At 65.3% G+C, this 17,110-nt stretch carries 7 protein-coding genes; 6 read left to right on the forward strand and 1 reads right to left on the reverse strand.

Annotated elements, in window-relative coordinates; translation table 11 throughout:
- Positions 1-112: 112 nt before the first annotated feature.
- The 5 genes from VPH40_RS22720 to VPH40_RS22740 all read left to right on the forward strand — a co-directional run bounded on the left by VPH40_RS22720 (position 113) and on the right by VPH40_RS22740 (position 7,593).
- Complete coding sequence (locus VPH40_RS22720; protein ID WP_328574578.1) at positions 113-466, forward strand: DUF883 family protein; 354 nt, start codon at positions 113-115, stop codon at positions 464-466.
- 246 nt (positions 467-712) lie between these two features.
- The gene (locus tag VPH40_RS22725; protein ID WP_328574579.1) at positions 713-3,124 is read left to right on the forward strand and encodes a catalase; all 2,412 of its coding nucleotides are present in this window, start codon (positions 713-715) and stop codon (positions 3,122-3,124) included.
- A 197-nt stretch (positions 3,125-3,321) separates the two neighbouring features.
- Complete coding sequence (locus tag VPH40_RS22730) at positions 3,322-5,016, forward strand: MFS transporter (protein ID WP_328574580.1); 1,695 nt, start codon at positions 3,322-3,324, stop codon at positions 5,014-5,016.
- Positions 5,003-6,187, forward strand: a complete 1,185-nt coding sequence (locus tag VPH40_RS22735; protein ID WP_328574581.1) for an HlyD family secretion protein — start codon at positions 5,003-5,005, stop codon at positions 6,185-6,187. The genes VPH40_RS22730 and VPH40_RS22735 overlap by 14 nt, the downstream gene beginning before the upstream one ends.
- Positions 6,184-7,593 carry an efflux transporter outer membrane subunit gene (locus VPH40_RS22740; protein ID WP_328574582.1) on the forward strand — a complete coding sequence of 470 codons (1,410 nt, stop codon included), beginning with the start codon at positions 6,184-6,186 and terminating at the stop codon, positions 7,591-7,593. The genes VPH40_RS22735 and VPH40_RS22740 overlap by 4 nt, the downstream gene beginning before the upstream one ends.
- Positions 7,594-8,124: 531 nt before the next feature.
- On the opposite strand, the gene VPH40_RS22745 is transcribed toward VPH40_RS22740, so the two are convergent.
- Positions 8,125-8,337 carry a hypothetical protein gene (locus VPH40_RS22745; protein ID WP_251350580.1) on the reverse strand — a complete coding sequence of 71 codons (213 nt, stop codon included), beginning with the start codon at positions 8,335-8,337 and terminating at the stop codon, positions 8,125-8,127.
- Between VPH40_RS22745 and VPH40_RS22750 the strand changes: the two genes are divergently transcribed.
- Complete coding sequence (locus VPH40_RS22750; protein ID WP_328574583.1) at positions 8,336-17,098, forward strand: SdrD B-like domain-containing protein; 8,763 nt, start codon at positions 8,336-8,338, stop codon at positions 17,096-17,098. The two genes, VPH40_RS22745 and VPH40_RS22750, sit on opposite strands and share 2 nt — an antisense overlap.
- The last annotated feature ends 12 nt before the right edge of the window (positions 17,099-17,110 follow it).

The following is a 17,110-nucleotide window of genomic DNA, read 5'->3' on the forward strand; positions in this document are numbered from 1 at the left end:
TGGCTCAGCCCGGCAGCGTTTAGCCGCTTCTTTTTCCCTGAAGCGAGGAGAATCATGATTCGGTCACGGCATCGAGCATGGTTGAAATTATTCACTGTTAAAGGAAACCATCATGAACGCGATTGAAAAAACCGGCTCCGATATCAACGGTACCGCCCAGGATACCCGCCAGGACTTGCACCGCACGATCGACAAGGTGGCAAGCCAGGCCCAGCCCCTGGCCGACAAGGTGGCCACGCGCGCCCACGACGGCGTGGACCAGGTGGGCGACCGCATCGACCAGGTCAGCGACAGCGTCAGCAAGGCTTCCGAACGCCTGATGGCGCGCGGCAAGCAATTGGGCGCCGCCTGCCAGCGTGCCGGCGAGACGGGCCGCGATTACGTGCGCGAACGGCCGGCCGTGTCCCTGCTGATTGCGGCAGCGGCCGGGTATGGCCTGTCGAAATTGCTGGGTTCGCGTAAATAAGTTTTACGCCTTCCTGGCCGGTATTTGTCGTGGGCGCTGTTTCCTTCGCCGTGATGGCGGAGGAAGCAGCGCCCACGCGCATAAGGTAGTAGTTAGTAGCAGGCCGTAAAGGAGAGTGAAGATGCGCTCCATTTTGTTGTGGTTGATCGGTGTACCTATTCCCATCATTGTTTTGATTGCCCTGTTCGTGCGCTGAATGAGGGAGTTGTAGCGTTCTCCCGGGGCAGACTACTCACAGGAGATGTAATGGCTACCAACAAGAAAACGCCGTCCACGGACGGTGCTGGTTCCGTATTGAGCAGCATGTCCGGCCCATCCGATAGCAATGCGCCGAACAGCCTGGGGGCGGATAATGACCTGACCCGTGCGCTGCTGCAAAAGACGGCCGCCGGCCAGCAACTGTCCGCCGCCATGGCCGTCAATCCCAAGGAAGAGGGCCAGTATGGCGAGGCGGCGCGCATGCCGGCCGAAGGCGTGCATGTGGCAGCCGGCGAAGCGCTGGCCACGGCGAGCACCACGGGCGAAACGGTACCTTCCCCGAAGACGGGCGATGGCCAGCCCGCGCTGGGCGAGAATGCGTTGAATAATTCGCTGGATCACGCCCGCAGCGACGACAGCGGCTGCGTGCTGACGACCAACCAGGGCGTGCCCGTGGGCGACAACCAGAATTCGCTGAAGGCGGGCTTGCGCGGCCCCACCCTGATGGAAGATTTCATCCTGCGCGAAAAGCTCACGCACTTCGACCATGAGCGCATCCCCGAGCGCGTCGTGCATGCGCGCGGCTCGGCCGCCCACGGCTATTTCGAATGCTACAAGGAGCAAAGCAGGCACACGCGCGCCGCGCCATTCGCCAAGGCGGGCAAGCGCACGCCCGTCTTCGTGCGTTTTTCCACGGTGGCCGGCGAACGCGGTTCCACCGATACGGCGCGCGACGTGCGCGGCTTCGCCGTGAAGTTTTATACGGACGAGGGCAACTGGGACCTGGTCGGCAATAACATCCCCGTCTTCTTCATCCAGGATGCGATGAAGTTCCCCGACCTGATCCACGCCGTCAAGCCCGAGCCGCACAACGGCATGCCGCAGGCGGCCAGCGCGCACGACACCTTCTGGGACTTCGCCTCGCTGTCGCCGGAAATCACGCACATGCTGATGTGGGCCATGTCGGATCGCGCCATCCCGCGCAGTTTCCGCATGATGCAGGGTTTCGGCGTGCATACCTTCCGCCTCGTGAATGCGAAGGGCCAGTCCGTCTTCTGCAAATTCCACTGGTCGCCCATGGCCGGCACGTATTCGCTGGTGTGGGATGAAGCCGTCAAGCTCAGTGGCGCCGATACCGACTTCCACCGGCGCGACCTGTGGGAAGCCATCGAGTGCGGCGCGTATCCCGAATACGAGCTGTCCTTCCAGCTCTTCACGGAAGCGCAGGCCGAAGCGTTCCCCTTCGACGTGCTCGACCCCACCAAGCTGATTCCCGAAGAACTCGTGCCGCTGGTCCCCGTCGGGAAGATGGTCTTGAACCGCAATCCCGATAATTTTTTCGCCGAGACGGAGCAGGTGGCGTTCTGCACGGCGCACATCGTGCCCGGCATCGATTTCAGCAACGACCCGCTGCTGCAGGGGCGTATCCACTCCTACGTCGACACGCAGATCACGCGCCTGGGCGGCGCCAATTTCCATGAAATCCCCATCAATTCGCCGCTGGCACCGTTGCACAACAACCAGCGCGACGGCATCCACCGCCAGGCCATCAACCGGGGCCGGGTCGCGTATGAACCCAATTCCCTGGCGGGCGGCTGCCCGTTCCAGGCGGGCGCGAAAGGCTTCAACAGCTTTCCCGCCGCGACCGAAGGCGACAAGGTGCGCGGCAAGCCCGAGAAGTTCGCCGAGCACTTCGGCCAGGCGCGCCTGTTCTGGATCAGCCAGACGCCGGTGGAACAGGACCATATCGTGCATGCGTTCCGCTTTGAACTGAGCAAGGTGCAGACGGTGGCCATCCGCAAGCGCATCGTCGCCATGCTGCGCAATGTCGACGAAACCCTGGCGCAGCGCCTGGCCGACGGCCTGGGCCTGGCGCTGCCGCCCGTCATGCCGCGCGCCTCGATGCTGCCGATCCCCACGTATCCACCGTCGCCGGCCCTGTCGCTCTTTTTCCGCCCTGGCAAGACGGGCATCCATACCCTGCGCGTGGCCATCCTGGTGGGGCCGGGTAGCGATGGTGCACAGGTGCGCAATATCTATGCCTCGCTGCTGGCCGATGGCGCCGTGCCGCGCCTGGTGGGCAGCCACCTGGGGAAAGTCGATACCAGCGGCGGTGCACCGCTCGACGTGGAAATCTCGCTCGAGACGGGACCGTCCGTGCTGTTCGACGCCGTCGTGCTGCCAGACGGCCAGGGCGCCGTGCAGCAGCTGGGCGGCGACGCCAACGCGCTCGACTTCCTGCGCCTGCAATACCGCCACTGCAAGCCCATGCTGGCTGTCGGTGCGGGCAAGGACTTGCTGGACAAGGCGGGCGTGCCGGTGACATTGCCCGATGGCAAGCCCGATCCCGCCATCATCGTCGCGCCGTCCGGCGACGTGGTGAAAGCCGTGGCGGCCTTCAAGAAGGCGCTGGCCGCGCACCGGGCGTTTGCGCGCGAGACGGACCCGCCGCGGGTGTGAGTGGCGGTATCGGCAACGGGGCCGGATCCGCCGGCCCCGTTGCATACGCTGTTTGAGCGACATGCGCAACGCCATGCAACAATGTAAACAATAAAAACGTCCTGCGGTGATATGCTGCTGGCTAGAACTGTTCATTTGCAACTATTTATATAACGGCAGCAAGGAACGGCTTCAGCAAACCGGATCGCGATTACCGCATGGACAAGTACACACCTCGCACCTGGGGGCCGGGCGAACGCCCGACCTTGCCCGGGTCGCCATCGATGCCCGAACATTCGACGCCCAAGCGTGTCGCGTACTTCATCGTCGGCCTGATCGTCGCGCTGACGGGGGGGCTGGGCAACGGCCTGGTGACGGCCAATCTGCTGAACCTGCAAGGTTCGCTGGCCGCCTATGCCTACCAGATGCAGTGGCTGCCGGCCGCCTACGTGATGACCATCGTGTCCATGAATCTGCTGCTGGTGAAGTTCCGCCAGCAGTTCGGCCTGCGCCTGTTCACGGAAGCGTTCCTGGTGCTGTATGCGCTCGTCACCTTCGCCCACTTGTATGCGAATACCTTGCCGTCGGCGATCGCCGTGCGCGCCGCGCATGGCATGGTGGGCGGCGCGCTGGGCGTGCTGGGCCTGTACTACACCTTGCAGGCGTTTCCCGCGCGGCACCGCCTGAAAGGCGTGGTGCTGGGCCTGGGTTTTGCCCAACTGGCGCTGCCGCTGGCGCGCATCTTCACTTCCGAACTGCTGCAGATCGGCGAATGGCACGGCCTGTACCTGTTCGAACTGGGACTGGCCCTGCTGGCGCTGGGCTGCGTGCTGGCCCTGAAACTGCCGCCCGGCGACAGGGTGCAGACGTTCGAGCCGCTCGATTTCCTCACCTTCATCCTGTTCGCGCCCGGCGTGGCCCTGCTGTGCGCCGTGCTGGCGCAGGGGCGCACGGCGTGGTGGATGGAATCGGAATGGGTGGGCGTGTGCCTGGCAGGCTCCATCGTGCTGATCGCCGCCTCGCTGGCCATCGAGCATAACCGCGCGCGCCCGCTGCTCAATACGCGCTGGCTCACCACGGGCAAGATCGCCAAGCTGTTCTTGTCCGTGCTGCTGTTTCGCATCGTGCTGTCCGAATCGACGGGGGCCGTGGGCTTCCTGCAGGCGCTGGGCTTGAACACGGACCAGATGCAGAACCTGTTCATCGTGCTGCTGCTGGGCAGCGTGGCTGGCCTGGTGGTCAGCGCGCTGACGATCAATCCGGCCACCCTGAACCGCTCGCTGATGTTCGCGCTGCTGCTGATCGCCGCCGGCGCACTGATCGACGCGCACGCCACCAGCCAGACGCGCCCCGTCAACATGTATGTCAGCCAGTTCCTGCTGGCCTTTGGCGGCACGTATTTCCTCGGCCCTACCATGGTGGCCGGCATGGGTGCCGTGATCGCCGAACCGCGCAACCTGGTGAGCTTTTCCGTGATGTTTACCATGACGCAGAACCTGGGCGGCTTGCTCGGCTCGGCCATCGTCGGCACCATCCAGACGGCGCGCGAAAAATACCATTCCAGCTACCTGGTCGAGCATCTCACCCTGCTCGACCCGCAGGTGGCCGTGCGCGTGCAGTCCGGCGCCGCGAGCTACGGCGGCGTGCTGACGGATCCTGCCTTGCGCAGCGCCCAGGGCGTGGCGCGGCTGGGCGCCATCGCCACGCGCGAAGCCAATGTGCTGGCCTATAACGATGTCTTTTTGATGATTGCCGGCGTCGCCATCGCCACCTTGATCTGGATGCTGGTCAGCCAATCCTGGACCCGCATCACCACCGGCGCGCGTCGCCTGGTCGGCCCCGTGCGCGATGCGCAGACGGCCATGGCCATCGTCCCCATTACCAATTCGGAACCGAGCAATGACAGAAAATAACAATCCACCGCCACCTCCCGCACCTGCATCGGCGGCGCCTGCAGCCGCACCCGCCGCCCCTTCCACGGCGCAGCCGGACCGGCGTCACCAGTGGCTGTCCGCGCTGGCCTTTGCCGCCGTGGCCCTGGTGGGCGTGCTGATCGTGCTGTACGCGTGGCGGCTGCCGCCGTTCACCAGCCCCGTCGTGACGACGGAAAACGCCACCGTGCGGGGGCAGGTGACGATCATCGGCACGCAGCTGTCCGGCTACGTGGTGGAAGTGACGGTGCAGGATTTCATGGACGTCAAGGAAGGCCAGCTGCTGGTGCGCATCGACGACCGCATCTACCAGCAGCGCTACGAGCAGGCACAGGCCCAGCTGGCGGCGCAGCAGGCGGCGCTGTCGAACTGGGCGCAGCAAAAGGCCAGTGCGCAGGCGGGCATTTCCGTCAGCGAGGCGGCGCTGGCCAATGCGGAAGCGCAGGCGCGCAAGGCCAGCGCCGACCTCAATCGCGTGGAACAATTGGTGGCCGACGGTTCCCTGTCGCAGCGCGAACACGACCAGTCGCGTGCCACGCAGGCGCAGATGGCGGCCGCGCTGGCGCAGGCGCGCGCCAATCTCGACATCGCCCAGCAAAGCGTGCATTCCGTGGTGGTCAACAAGCAGGCCCTGGAAGCGGCCGTGGCGAACGCGCAGGCGGCCGTCAAGGCGGCGAAGATCGACCTCGATAACACGCGCATCATTGCCCCTTCCGATGGCCAGCTGGGCCAGGTGACGGTGCGCCAGGGCGCGTACGTGAATTCGGGTGCGCAACTGATGGCGCTGGTGCCGCGCCAGATGTGGGTCATCGCCAATTTCAAGGAAACGCAGATGAACGGCGTGCAGGAAGGGCAGAGCGCCACCTTCCACGTCGACGCCCTCGACGGCGCCGTGCTGACGGGCCAGGTGGAGCGCATCTCGCCGGCCACCGGTTCCGAATTTTCCGTGCTGCCGGCCGATAACGCGACGGGCAATTACCTCAAGATCGCCCAGCGCATTCCCGTGCGCATCCGCATCGACGCGGGGCAGGCGAATGCGCGCCGGCTCGTGCCCGGCATGTCGGTGGTGGTCAGCGTCGACACGTCCGCCGTGCTGAACGACTCGGCGGACAATCCGGCGCCGCCGCCAGCGCCGAAGAAGGCCAAGCCATGAAGCGCCATGTCCTGCTGATGGCCGGCGCACTGGCGCTGGCCGGCTGCGCCGCCAACGCGCCCTTGCAGCCGCCATCGGCATTGCAGCTGCCGTCCGGCTGGCGCGCGCAGGCGGACGGTGCGCCGGCGCTCATTGCCGCCTCCGATGGCGCGCAGGTGGAGCAGCTGTGGTGGCAAGCCTTCGGCGATCCGGTCTTGAGCGACCTGGTGGGCGAGGCGCTGGCGCGCAACGGCGACTTGCGCGTGGCCCGCGCCCGGGTGCAGGAATATCGCGCGCGCCTGGCGCAGGCCGATGCGAACCGCGCGCCCAACCTGGCCTTCGACGGCTCGCCCACGCGCACGCGCACCCTGGCGTCCAGCGGCAAACCGTATGTGACGAATGTCTTCCAGGCCGAACTGCAGGCCAGCTATGAAATCGACGTGTGGGGCCGGCTGGCCAGCTTGAGCGATGCTGCGGGCGAGAGTTACCGCGCCGAGCAGGCCAGCCTCGATGCAGCAGCCCTGTCGATCGCCGCCAGCGTGGCGACGAGTTACCTGAATCTGCGGGGGCTCGACGCGCAGCTGGCGCTCACGCAATCGACCCTGCAGCTGCGCGAACAGTCGCGCGAGCTGGCCCGCAAGCAGTTCGAGGTGGGATACAGCTCGCGGCTGGAATGGCTGCAGGCGCAATCGGAATACCATGCGGCGGCCGAGCAGGTGCCGCAGCTGCAGCGGCAGATCTTTGAACAGGAAAACGCGCTGGCCGTCCTCGTCGGCGGTAATCCCGGTCCCATCGCGCGCGGCTTGCCGCTGACCGAACTGGCGGCGCCGGGCGTGCCGGCCGGCCTGCCGTCCGAATTGCTGCGCCGGCGGCCCGACATCGCGCGCGCGGAACACAACCTGGCGGCGGCCAACGCCAGCCTGGCCGCCACGCGCGACCAGCTGCTGCCCTCGTTCAAGCTGACGGCCGTCGGCGGCGGGCAAGCCACGACGCTCACCGATTTCCTGCATGCGCCCACGGCCCTGTGGCGGCTGACGGCGCTGGCGGCCGGTCCCCTGTTCGACGGCGGGCGCGTGCAGGCGCAGACGGATGCGGCAGGCGCGCAGCGCGACCAGCTCGCGTACACCTATGAAAACGTGGTGCGCAACGCCTTCGCCGAAACGGAGAACAGCCTGGGCGCCATCTACCGCCTCCAGCAGCAGGCCGTGGAAAACGACGCGCGCCGCGCCACGGCGGCGGACACCCTGCGCATCGCGCATAACCGCTACCGCAATGGCTATGCCTCGTACCTGGAAGAGCTGGACGCCCAGCGCACCCTGTACAGCGCTGACGTGGGGCTGCTGCAACTGAAGACGCGCATCCTCGTCGCCTCGGTCGACCTGTACCGGGCCATGGGCGGCGGCTGGGCGGCAACGGCCCGCCCTTAACGCCTGTCCCGGCTGTCCCGGCAGGGGATGGATCCCTCTGCCGGGACAAGCGCCTGCTCCCTCCTGTCGCAGCATCCGGTTTTTTTGCCTGGATGCAGGCGCTTCGGTAACGTCTTGCCGCCCTATCCCAAAACTCCCCGCATTTCCCCTGTCCGCGGCGGCGCGCCGCCGATCTTTTTTTGTTGTATTTTTACAACTTTATTTTCACGTTGCTGTACATAAAAATTTCCACATGGAATTCTTTTGCGATTTCTGCCGTGCTGCGCCTGTGATACCAATAAACATTGTCATTTGAATTATTTTTAGTATCACATGGGAAACACTTTTCTTTCTGATATGTACGCTAGAGTACATAGTGGCATATTGAGCGAAATTGGCATCTTTAGCCTCGCTTTCTATCATTTCAAGGGTGTGAAGCCAAAAAACATGCCGTAGTACCAATTTCAAAAAATAACAAAATAGACACATTTGTTGGCATGAGTGCAAGTGCCTGTGAGTGATTTTTTCATTTCCTTGCTTAATCTCAATTGATTAATTTTTTAATATTTTTATTGCTTGTAAAGCATTAAAAAATGCACCAGAATGTCGCAAATCATCAATGTTGTCATAAATTACACATTGAATATTTGTTGACTTTCGTGCCGCCTTGCCATGTCCGCAGGGTGAAAAAGCAGGCCGTTCGCTGTTTTTTCTGGGCCGGAAGTGCCGTTGCAGCACACCGCACAACCCCCTGACGACTGCCATGCCTATGTCCTCCTTTTTGCGCACTATCTTTTCCTGTCTGATCTCCTGCAAGCGGGGAGGGCCGCGCGGTCTCCTGCAGCGCCTGTTATGGCTGATCGCCTGTTTCTGCACCCTTGGCGCGGCGGGAGCGGCGTCGGCGGCGGCAATCGATTTGTCCGTTTCCGCCTACCTGCAGGCGCCGGACCCCGTGCCGCGCGGCGGCAAGGCCAGCTTTTCGGTGGTGGTGACGAACAATGAGGACCTGGTCGATGCGACGGGCACCGTGCGCCTGGCGGTGGAATTGCCCGCCAATGTGAATTTTGCGTCGAGCACGGCGCCGGCCGGTTGCGCCTTCAATCTGGCAGCCAGTCCGCAACTGCTCACTTGCACGCGCAGCGGACTGGGCAAGACCGCGAACTGGACGGTCAATTTCAGCGGCACGGGCTCGGCGGCGTCTGCCGTGGTGACCAAGGCCAGCGTGTCTTTTGTCAACGTGGACACGGACGGCAACAGTTTCAACAACGATTCGATCAAGACGGTCACCGTCATCAAGGGCGCGGACCTGAGCGTCGCCGCCAGCGGCACGACGGGCTTGAGCGGTTGTCCCGCCGCCTGTACGGCAGCGGCCGGCGCAACGGTGGGCTACCGGGTGGACGTGGCGAATGCCGGTCCGGACAGCGCATCGCAATTCAAGGTCACGTACAACTTGCCGGCCAGCGCGGATTTTACCTACGCGTCAGCGTCCGGCACGGGCTGGGCATGCGCCCGTTCGGGCACCGTGCTGACCTGTACCTACAGCGGCGCAGCCATCGGCGTGGGGCAGCAAGCTCCCCCCATCACGATCGGCGGGCGCATCGTCAAGAGCATCGCCGGCACCATCACCAACGGCGCGTCGGTGGCTTCCAGCGACTTGCAGACCGGCGATCCGGAAGACGGCAACAACGGACCTAGCCAAGTCATCGTCACGGTCAAGCCGGGCACCGACCTCGATGCCCGGCAAACCCTGGTGTCGAACGCCAGCGGCCTGAGCTCGTTGACGCAGGGCGAGGCGGTCAGCCTGAACCTGTGGGCCGTCAATAGCGGCACGCAGGACGCCAGCGGCGTCACCGTGAAGACGACGGTGTCCGGCGATTTCACGATCGGCACCTTGCCGGCCGGCTGCGCCAAGGCTGGCCAGACGATCACCTGCAATGTCGGCGCGCTGGCGCTGGGCGCCACCTCTTCCAAGTTCCTGATTCCGCTGACCGTCGCCACCGGCGCGACGGGCGGCGCGAATGTGGTGGACGTGGCACGCAGCGCCCCGCTCGACGGCTTGAACAATCCCGCCTCGGCCACGTACACCATCGTCGCGCCATTCGCCCACCTGACCCTGAGCAAGAGCAAGTCGCCAGGACTGGTCGCGGCGAATGGCCTGATCACCAATACCATCACGGTCACCAATGCGAGCACCTCCACCAGTGCCGCCAGCGGCACCGTGACCGTGACCGATACCTTGTCGCCGCAAGAAAGCTATGTGAGCGCCAGCGGCGCGGGCTGGACGTGCAGCGCGGCGGGACAGCTGGTGACCTGCACCTACACGATTTCCGGCAGCCTGGCGCGCGGCGCGAAACTGCCTGCCCTGGTTCTGACCACGCGCGCGCAAGCGGGGTTTTCCGGCACCTTGAGCAATACCGCCTGTACCGGCATGGCCGCCGGGTCGGCGCACCAGCCGCCGGACAATGCGAGCACGGGCAATTGCGACACCGCCAGCGTCACGTCGACGCCGTTGAACGTCGACCTGGCCATCGTCAAGACGGCGTCCCTGGTCAGCTTGCCGGCCGCCTCGAATACCTTCAGCTATACCCTGGTGGTCAGCAATGCTGGCCCGGACAGCGCACCGACCGTCAAGGTGGTCGACGCCTTGCCGCACTGGTACAACGGCAGCGGCGGCACCACGGGCGGCAGCGTCGTGCTGGCCGGCAGCGGCGCAGGCGAAAGCTGCAGCTTTGCGTCGACCATCACGTGCACGCTGCTGAACCTGGGCAATGGCGCGTCGCGCACCATCACCATCACGCTCAATCGCCCGTTGAAGGACGGCGCCTTGCTCAATACCGCCACGGTATCGAGCCCGGATGCCATCGACACCGATGCGGCCAATAACAGCTCCGGCGCCACCGTCACCGTGGTGCCGCAGGCCGACGTCGGCGTCACGGCGATGGCTGGTGCGCCGAATCCAGTGCGCGTCGGCGTGCCGCTGGTGTTCACCACCTCGATCCGCAACAACGGGCCCAGCAGCGCGGCCAATGTGGTGCTGCGCCAGGTCATCGATCCGGCCCGCATGGCGTATGTGGCCGGTTCGGCCAGCATCGCGGGCAGCGCCGCGCAATGCACGCTGGTGCCCGCCTTCAGCGGCGCGCCCTATGCGGGACAGTCCGGCATCGAGTGCCGGACCTTTGGGCTCGGCGATGGCGAGACGCGCCAGCTGATCTTCTCTGTCATCCCCGTGTTCCCGTACCCGGATGCGCTCGACGCGACCTATGCCAGCAGCGCCACCATCAGCACGACGACCGACGACAGCAACGCGGCCAACAACAGCAACAGCACCACCGTCACCGTGATCAGCAAGGAGCTGGACCTGAGCGTGTCGGCCGTCGATACGGGCTACGAACAGAGCCCGTTCGGCGATGCGCTCATGTACCAGGTCACCGTGCAAAACAATGGACCGTCGCTGGCCACCGGCCTGAAGCTGGTCATCACGCCCGTGCCGCCGCCGCAAAATGGCGCGGCCGTGCCGTATACCATGCTGTGGAATGCCGCCGGCAGCACCTTGCCGGCCGGCGCCTCGTGCAGTCAGCCGGGCGGCGCGGGCACAAACCTGGTGTGCTACCTGGCCAGCGTGCCCGGCGACAGCACGCTGTCCAGCGGCGCCAGCCGCGTGTTCGCCCTGAAATTCGATACGGGTCCCGTCAGCAATGCGCCGCTGGGATCGATCACCTACAAGATCAACGCCAGCGTCGAATCGCTGGAAACGGGCGCGGCGCCGTTTGCCGGCGACAAGCTGGCGACGAACAACGTGGTGGAAGAAACCACCACCGTGCTGCCGAAGACCGATTTGATGCTGGTGTCGAAAACCGTTTCGCCCGCATCGCCGTTCAGCATCAACCAGCCCTATACCTATACCCTGGTGGTGGGGAATCTGGGACCCGCCCTGGCGGCCAGCACGGTCGTCACCGATGTGCTGCCGGCCGGCTTCGTGCTGACGGGCGCACCGACGGCACGCCTCGGCTCGGGCGCTTCGCTGACCTTGAACAACTGCGTCAGCAGCGGTTCGCCGGTCACCGTGACCTGCACGCTGGGCGTGCTGCCGATTGCATCGGGCGCAGCCGACACGGCCAACCTGGTCAGCATCACCATCCCCGTGAAGGCGCCGTACCCGGCCTATGCGGGACCGTTCGCCAGCAATATCACGAATACCGCCAGCATCGTGCCGACGCCGGGCACCTCGCGCGATCCGAACGCCGGCAACAACAGTGCCAGCGTCGACGTGCAGATCGTCAAATCGAGCATCGCCGGCTCCGTGTATAACGATGCGAACCGCAGCAACGGCATGGATGCCGGTGAAAAAATCACCAGCAGCGTGACGTTCTCGCTGTACGGCCAGGATTTCTGGGGCAACGATATCGGCACGGCGGGTGCGCCGCTGACCCTCAGCACCAGTAGCGGCGACTTCCTGTTCGACCGCCTGCCGCGCTCCGCGGCCGGCGGCTATACCCTCGTCGAGACACAGCCGGCCAGCTACGCCGACCTGTTTGAATTCGCGGGCACGGCCGGTGGCACGCCGCCGCCGGCCAGCTGCGACAACGGCGCCAACTGTTCCGCCAGCGCGGTGCACAACACCATCGGCCAGATCGTGCTGGCACCGAATACGGCGGCGACGGGCTACCTGTTCCAGGAATACGCGCATGCGGCCATCAGCGGCTACGTGTACGCCGACAAGAACAACAACGGCTTGCGCGATGCGGGCGAAAATGGCATCGCCGGCGTGCAGGTGAAGCTCTCCGGCCTGACCTTCTGGGGCGCCGACGTGTGCGCCGCGATGGGCAGCGCGTGCACAGCCACCACCGACGCCAATGGCAAATACAGCTTCACGAATGTCCCGCCTAGCCGTCTGGGAGAATCCTACACGGTGACCGAACTGGCCCAGCCTGCCGGCCATGCGGATGGCAAGGAGCAGAATGGCGCCGGCAATGTCGTGGCGAACAGCGCGGGACGCGCGGCGCCGGAAGGCATCGTCATCGGCAGCATCGAACCGGGCCTGAGCTACACCGAGCGCAATTTCGGCGAACTGGCGCTGGCGTCGATTGCCGGCAGCGTCTACATGGACAGCAACCGCGATGCGGTGCGCCAGGGTGGCGAAAGCACGGGCGTGGCCGGTGTCACGCTGACCCTGAGCGGCAACGACCATCTCGGTCATCCCGTCTGTCCGGGCATTGCCGTGCCAAGCTGCACCTTCCAGACGGGCGCGGACGGCAGTTACCTGATTGCCGGCCTGACGCCGAGCGACGCTGCCGGCTATGCCGTGACGGTCACGCCGCCGGCCAGCCTGTATCACACGGGTGCGCAGGCAGGCAGCCTCGGCGGCCTGATCGACGGCGCCGTGCGCGTGCCTGGCACGGGCGTGCCGGGTGCGGCTATCCGGACTGCCGGCGCCATCGTGCTGCTGCCCGGCGCCACGGCGACGGGCTACCATTTCGGCCAGGCGCCAGGCGCGGCTGGCGGCGTGGCGCAGTCGCTGTCCGGTTACGTGTATATCGATGCAAACCGCAACGGCCGCAAGGATGGGGGCGAAACGGGCATCGCCGGCGTGACGGTCACGCTGTCGGGCACCACGGCGGACGGCTTCGACGTCTGCAGCGTGATCGTGCCTGCCTTGTGCACGCTGCAAACGGCGGCCGACGGTGGCTACAGCTTCACGGGCCTGCCGCAAAGCGACGGCAACGGCTATGCCGTGGCTGAAACCCAGCCTGCCGCCTACCTCGATGGCGCGGAAAGCGTGGGCACGGTCAATGGCGTCGCGACAGGCCGCATCGGCGGCAGTGCGCCCCGTTTCGACCAGTTCAACGGCATCGTGCTGCCGAACGGCGGCAGCGCGCGCGATTACAATTTTGGCGAACTGACGGGCAGCATCGCCGGCAAGGTCTACCTCGACGTCGACGGCAATGGCGCGGCCGGCAGCGGCGACACGCCGCTGCCGGGCGTGACCTTGACGCTGACCGGTGGCGCAGGCGGTCCCGTGACGGTACTGACCGATGCCAACGGCGCCTACCATTTCGACGGCCTGCTCGCCGGTACCTATGCCGTGACGCAAACGCAGCCGGTCAATTACGCCGATGCGGGCCAGGCGGCCGGCAATGGCGGCGGCAATGCCAGCGTGGCCAACGTGGTCAGCGCCATCGCGCTGGCGCCGGGCGCGCAATTGACGGGCTACGATTTCGGCGAGAAGACAGGCGCCATCAGCGGCGCCGTCTACGTCGACGCGAACGACAATGGCGTGCGCGATGCGGGTGAAACCGCGGGCATCGCCGGCGTTACCGTCACCCTGACCGGCATCGCCCGCGATGGCGTCACGCCGGTCAACCGCACGGCCATCACGGCCGCAGACGGCAGCTACAGCTTGCGTGACCTGCCGCACGCGAATGCGGCCGGCTATACGCTGGTGGAAACGCAGCCGGCCGCCTATCTGGACGGACGCCAGCGCAAGGGCCTGATCGACGGCGCCGCCGCCTGCGCCAATCCGGCCTGCGACATCGGCACGGCCAATACGATCGAGCGCATTCCATTCGATGCGGCGAAGAGCTATACGCGTTTTGACTTCGGCGAACTGCAGGCGGCGAGTATTTCCGGCCGCGTGTACGGCGATGCGAACGACAGCAGCAGCTACGAGAAGGGCGAAGGCTTGCCGGGCGTGAGTCTGACGCTGAGCGGCATCGACAGCCACGGCAAGCCGGTCAATGTCACCGTCGTCACGGACGCCGATGGCAGCTACACGTTCCCTGGCCTGTATCCATCGGGTCCTGCCGGCTACACGGTCACTGAAACGCAACCGGCCGGCCTGGGGAATTATCCGGGTGCGACGGGTACCTTTGTCGGCAGCATCAACGGCAAACCGGTCGGTACCGGCGTGGTGGATGTCGTCAGTGGCATCGTCCTGCCGCCGCAGGGCAATGGCAGCGGCTATGATTTCCGCGAACAGGTGTCGTCGTTGCGGGGTTTCGTGTATCGCGACCTGAACGACAACGGCGTCATGGACGCGGGGGAAGCGGGCATCGCCGACATTGAAATCACTGTGCGCGGCGCGAACGGCTTGACCCGTACGGTGGTGACGGGAAGCGATGGCAGCTACCGCTTCGACGGCCTGCCTGCCGGTACCTACAGTCTGCTGGAAAGCCAGCCTGCCGTGTATCTCGACGGCCGCGAAACGGCTGGCAGCGCCGGCGGCAAGGTCAACAACGCCAGCTTCGGCGCGGCGCCGGAACACAACACGATCGGCGACATCGTGCTGCCGGTGGCGACGCAGGCGAGCGGCTACCTGTTTGGCGAACGCCATATGCTGGGCAAGATCGGCGGCGTGGTGTATGCCGACCTGAATAACGACGGCATCCGCAACGATGGCGAGTCAGGCATTGCCGGCGTGACGGTGGTCCTGAGCGGCACGTCCGTCGATGGCAAGTCGGTCAAACTGAGCGTGCTGACGGGCGCCGACGGCAGCTATCTGTTCGACACGGTGCCAGTCAGCGACGCTGCCGGCTACACCCTGACGGAAACGCAGCCGGCCGGTTATGTGGACGGCAAGACGTCGGTGCTGCCAGGATCGGTGGGCACGGCCAACGCCAGCAAGCCTGTCGGCGTGGGCAACAAGGATACGATCACCGGCATCAAGCTGGCGGCGGGCGACGACATGCGCGGCTATCTGTTCGGCGAGAAGGGCATCCCGCAATTGAAGCCGCCCATCATCAACGGCTACGTATGGCTGAACCACGACGGCAGCCGTGTGCGTCCGCTCGACGGCAGCCAGGCTGGCGTGGCTGGCTGGACGGCCGAGCTGCACCAGGAAGGCAAATTGATCTGCCGCGCCATCACGGACGAGAAAGGCTTCTACCAGTTCGACAACCTGCATTGCCCCGGTTACGAGGCGAGCGGCTTGCCGACGGGTTCCGGCTACGCGATCACCTTCCTCAAGGATGGCAACAACATGCCGAATGTGCCCGTGTCGACGGGGGGCGAAGGCGTGGTGGTGCCAGGCGGCAGCCGCATCACCAACCTGACCTTGCGCGACGGCGACCGTGTCGTCGAGCAGAATCTGCCGCTCGATCCGGCCGGCGTGGTGTACGACTCCGTGACGCGCAAGCCGGTGGCTGGCGCCGTGGTGTCGATCAGCGGCCCTGCCGGTTTTGACAGCGCCACGCACCTGGTCGGTGGTGTTGCCGAGCAGACGCAAACCGTGGGCAGCGACGGCATGTACCAGTTCCTGCTGCAGAACGGCTTCCCCAGCGGCGTGTATACGCTGAGCGTGGTGGCGCCGGCGAATTACCTGCTGGCGCCGTCCGGCAGCCTGCCGGCCTGCAAGGGACCACTGACGGTGGGCCTGGTGCCGGATCCGGCCTTTATCCAGGCCAGCGAGCTGGCGCCGGCATTGTCGACGAAGATGGAACTCGATCCGAACAACTGCACGGGACTGATCGCCGGAGGCGCCAGGACCACGCAGTACTACCTGAGCTTTGTCATCACGAATGGCGGTTCGGCTCCGATCCTGAACAACCATATCCCGCTCGACCCGCTGGGCAGCGACAGCATCATGGTGACGAAGACGACGCCGATGCTGAACGTCACGCGCGGCGACCTGGTGCCGTACACGATCACGGCCAGCAATCCGCAGGCGGCGACTCTGGGCGCGATGGAGGTGCGCGACCTGATACCGGCCGGCTTCAAGTACCGCGTCGGCAGCGCGACCCGCAATGGCGTGCCGGCGGAACCTGTCGTCGATGGCCGCAGCTTGCGCTGGAAGGAAAGCGGTTTCGCGCCGAAGGAGAAGAAGACCTACAAGCTGATGCTGATGGTGGGCAGCGGCGTTGGCGATGGCGAATACGTCAACCAGGCCTGGGCAGCGACGGGCGAGACGCGTATTTCCAACCTGGCTACCGCCACGGTGCGCGTGGTGCCGGATGCCACTTTTGATTGTCCCGACATCATCGGCAAGGTCTTCGACGACCGGAACGCGAATGGCTACCAGGATGACGGCGAGGCGGGCATTGCCGGCGTGCGCATGGCGACGGCGCGCGGCTTGCTGGTGACGACGGATGCGGAAGGACGCTTCCACGTGGCTTGTCCGGCGATTCCGAATGCGGACCGCGGCTCGAACTTCGTCATGAAGCTCGATGACCGCACCCTGCCGAGCGGCTACCGCGTCACGACGGAAAATCCGCGCGATGTGCGCCTGACCCGAGGCAAGGTGGTCAAGCTGAACTTCGGCGCCACCATCCACCGTGTCGTGCGTCTTGAGCTGAGCGACGCCGCATTCGTCGCGGGCGAAACGGCCTTGCAGCCGGAATGGGCCGGACGTATCGAAGGACTGGTGGCCAGCCTGCGCGCCAAGCCGTCGGTACTGCGCATCGCGTATGCCGCTGGCGGCGATGCCGCGCTGGCGCAGCGCCGCAGCAAGGCGATCGAAAGCGAGATGCAGGCGCGCTGGCAGGCACTGCAAAACGAATATCCCCTCGTCATCGAGATCGAGGGCGCACAATGAAACCGAAAATGA

Source organism: Janthinobacterium sp. P210005 (assembly GCF_036231865.1).
GTDB classification, from domain to species: domain Bacteria; phylum Pseudomonadota; class Gammaproteobacteria; order Burkholderiales; family Burkholderiaceae_D; genus Janthinobacterium; species Janthinobacterium kumbetense.

Coding starts and splice junctions, on each gene's coding strand:
- VPH40_RS22720 (WP_328574578.1), top strand. CDS start 113: ATGAACGCGATTGAAAAAACCGGCTCCGATATCAACGGTACCGCCCAG.
- VPH40_RS22725 (WP_328574579.1), top strand. CDS start 713: ATGGCTACCAACAAGAAAACGCCGTCCACGGACGGTGCTGGTTCCGTA.
- VPH40_RS22730 (WP_328574580.1), top strand. CDS start 3,322: ATGGACAAGTACACACCTCGCACCTGGGGGCCGGGCGAACGCCCGACC.
- VPH40_RS22735 (WP_328574581.1), top strand. CDS start 5,003: ATGACAGAAAATAACAATCCACCGCCACCTCCCGCACCTGCATCGGCG.
- VPH40_RS22740 (WP_328574582.1), top strand. CDS start 6,184: ATGAAGCGCCATGTCCTGCTGATGGCCGGCGCACTGGCGCTGGCCGGC.
- VPH40_RS22750 (WP_328574583.1), top strand. CDS start 8,336: ATGCCTATGTCCTCCTTTTTGCGCACTATCTTTTCCTGTCTGATCTCC.
- VPH40_RS22745 (WP_251350580.1), bottom strand. CDS start 8,337: ATGGCAGTCGTCAGGGGGTTGTGCGGTGTGCTGCAACGGCACTTCCGG.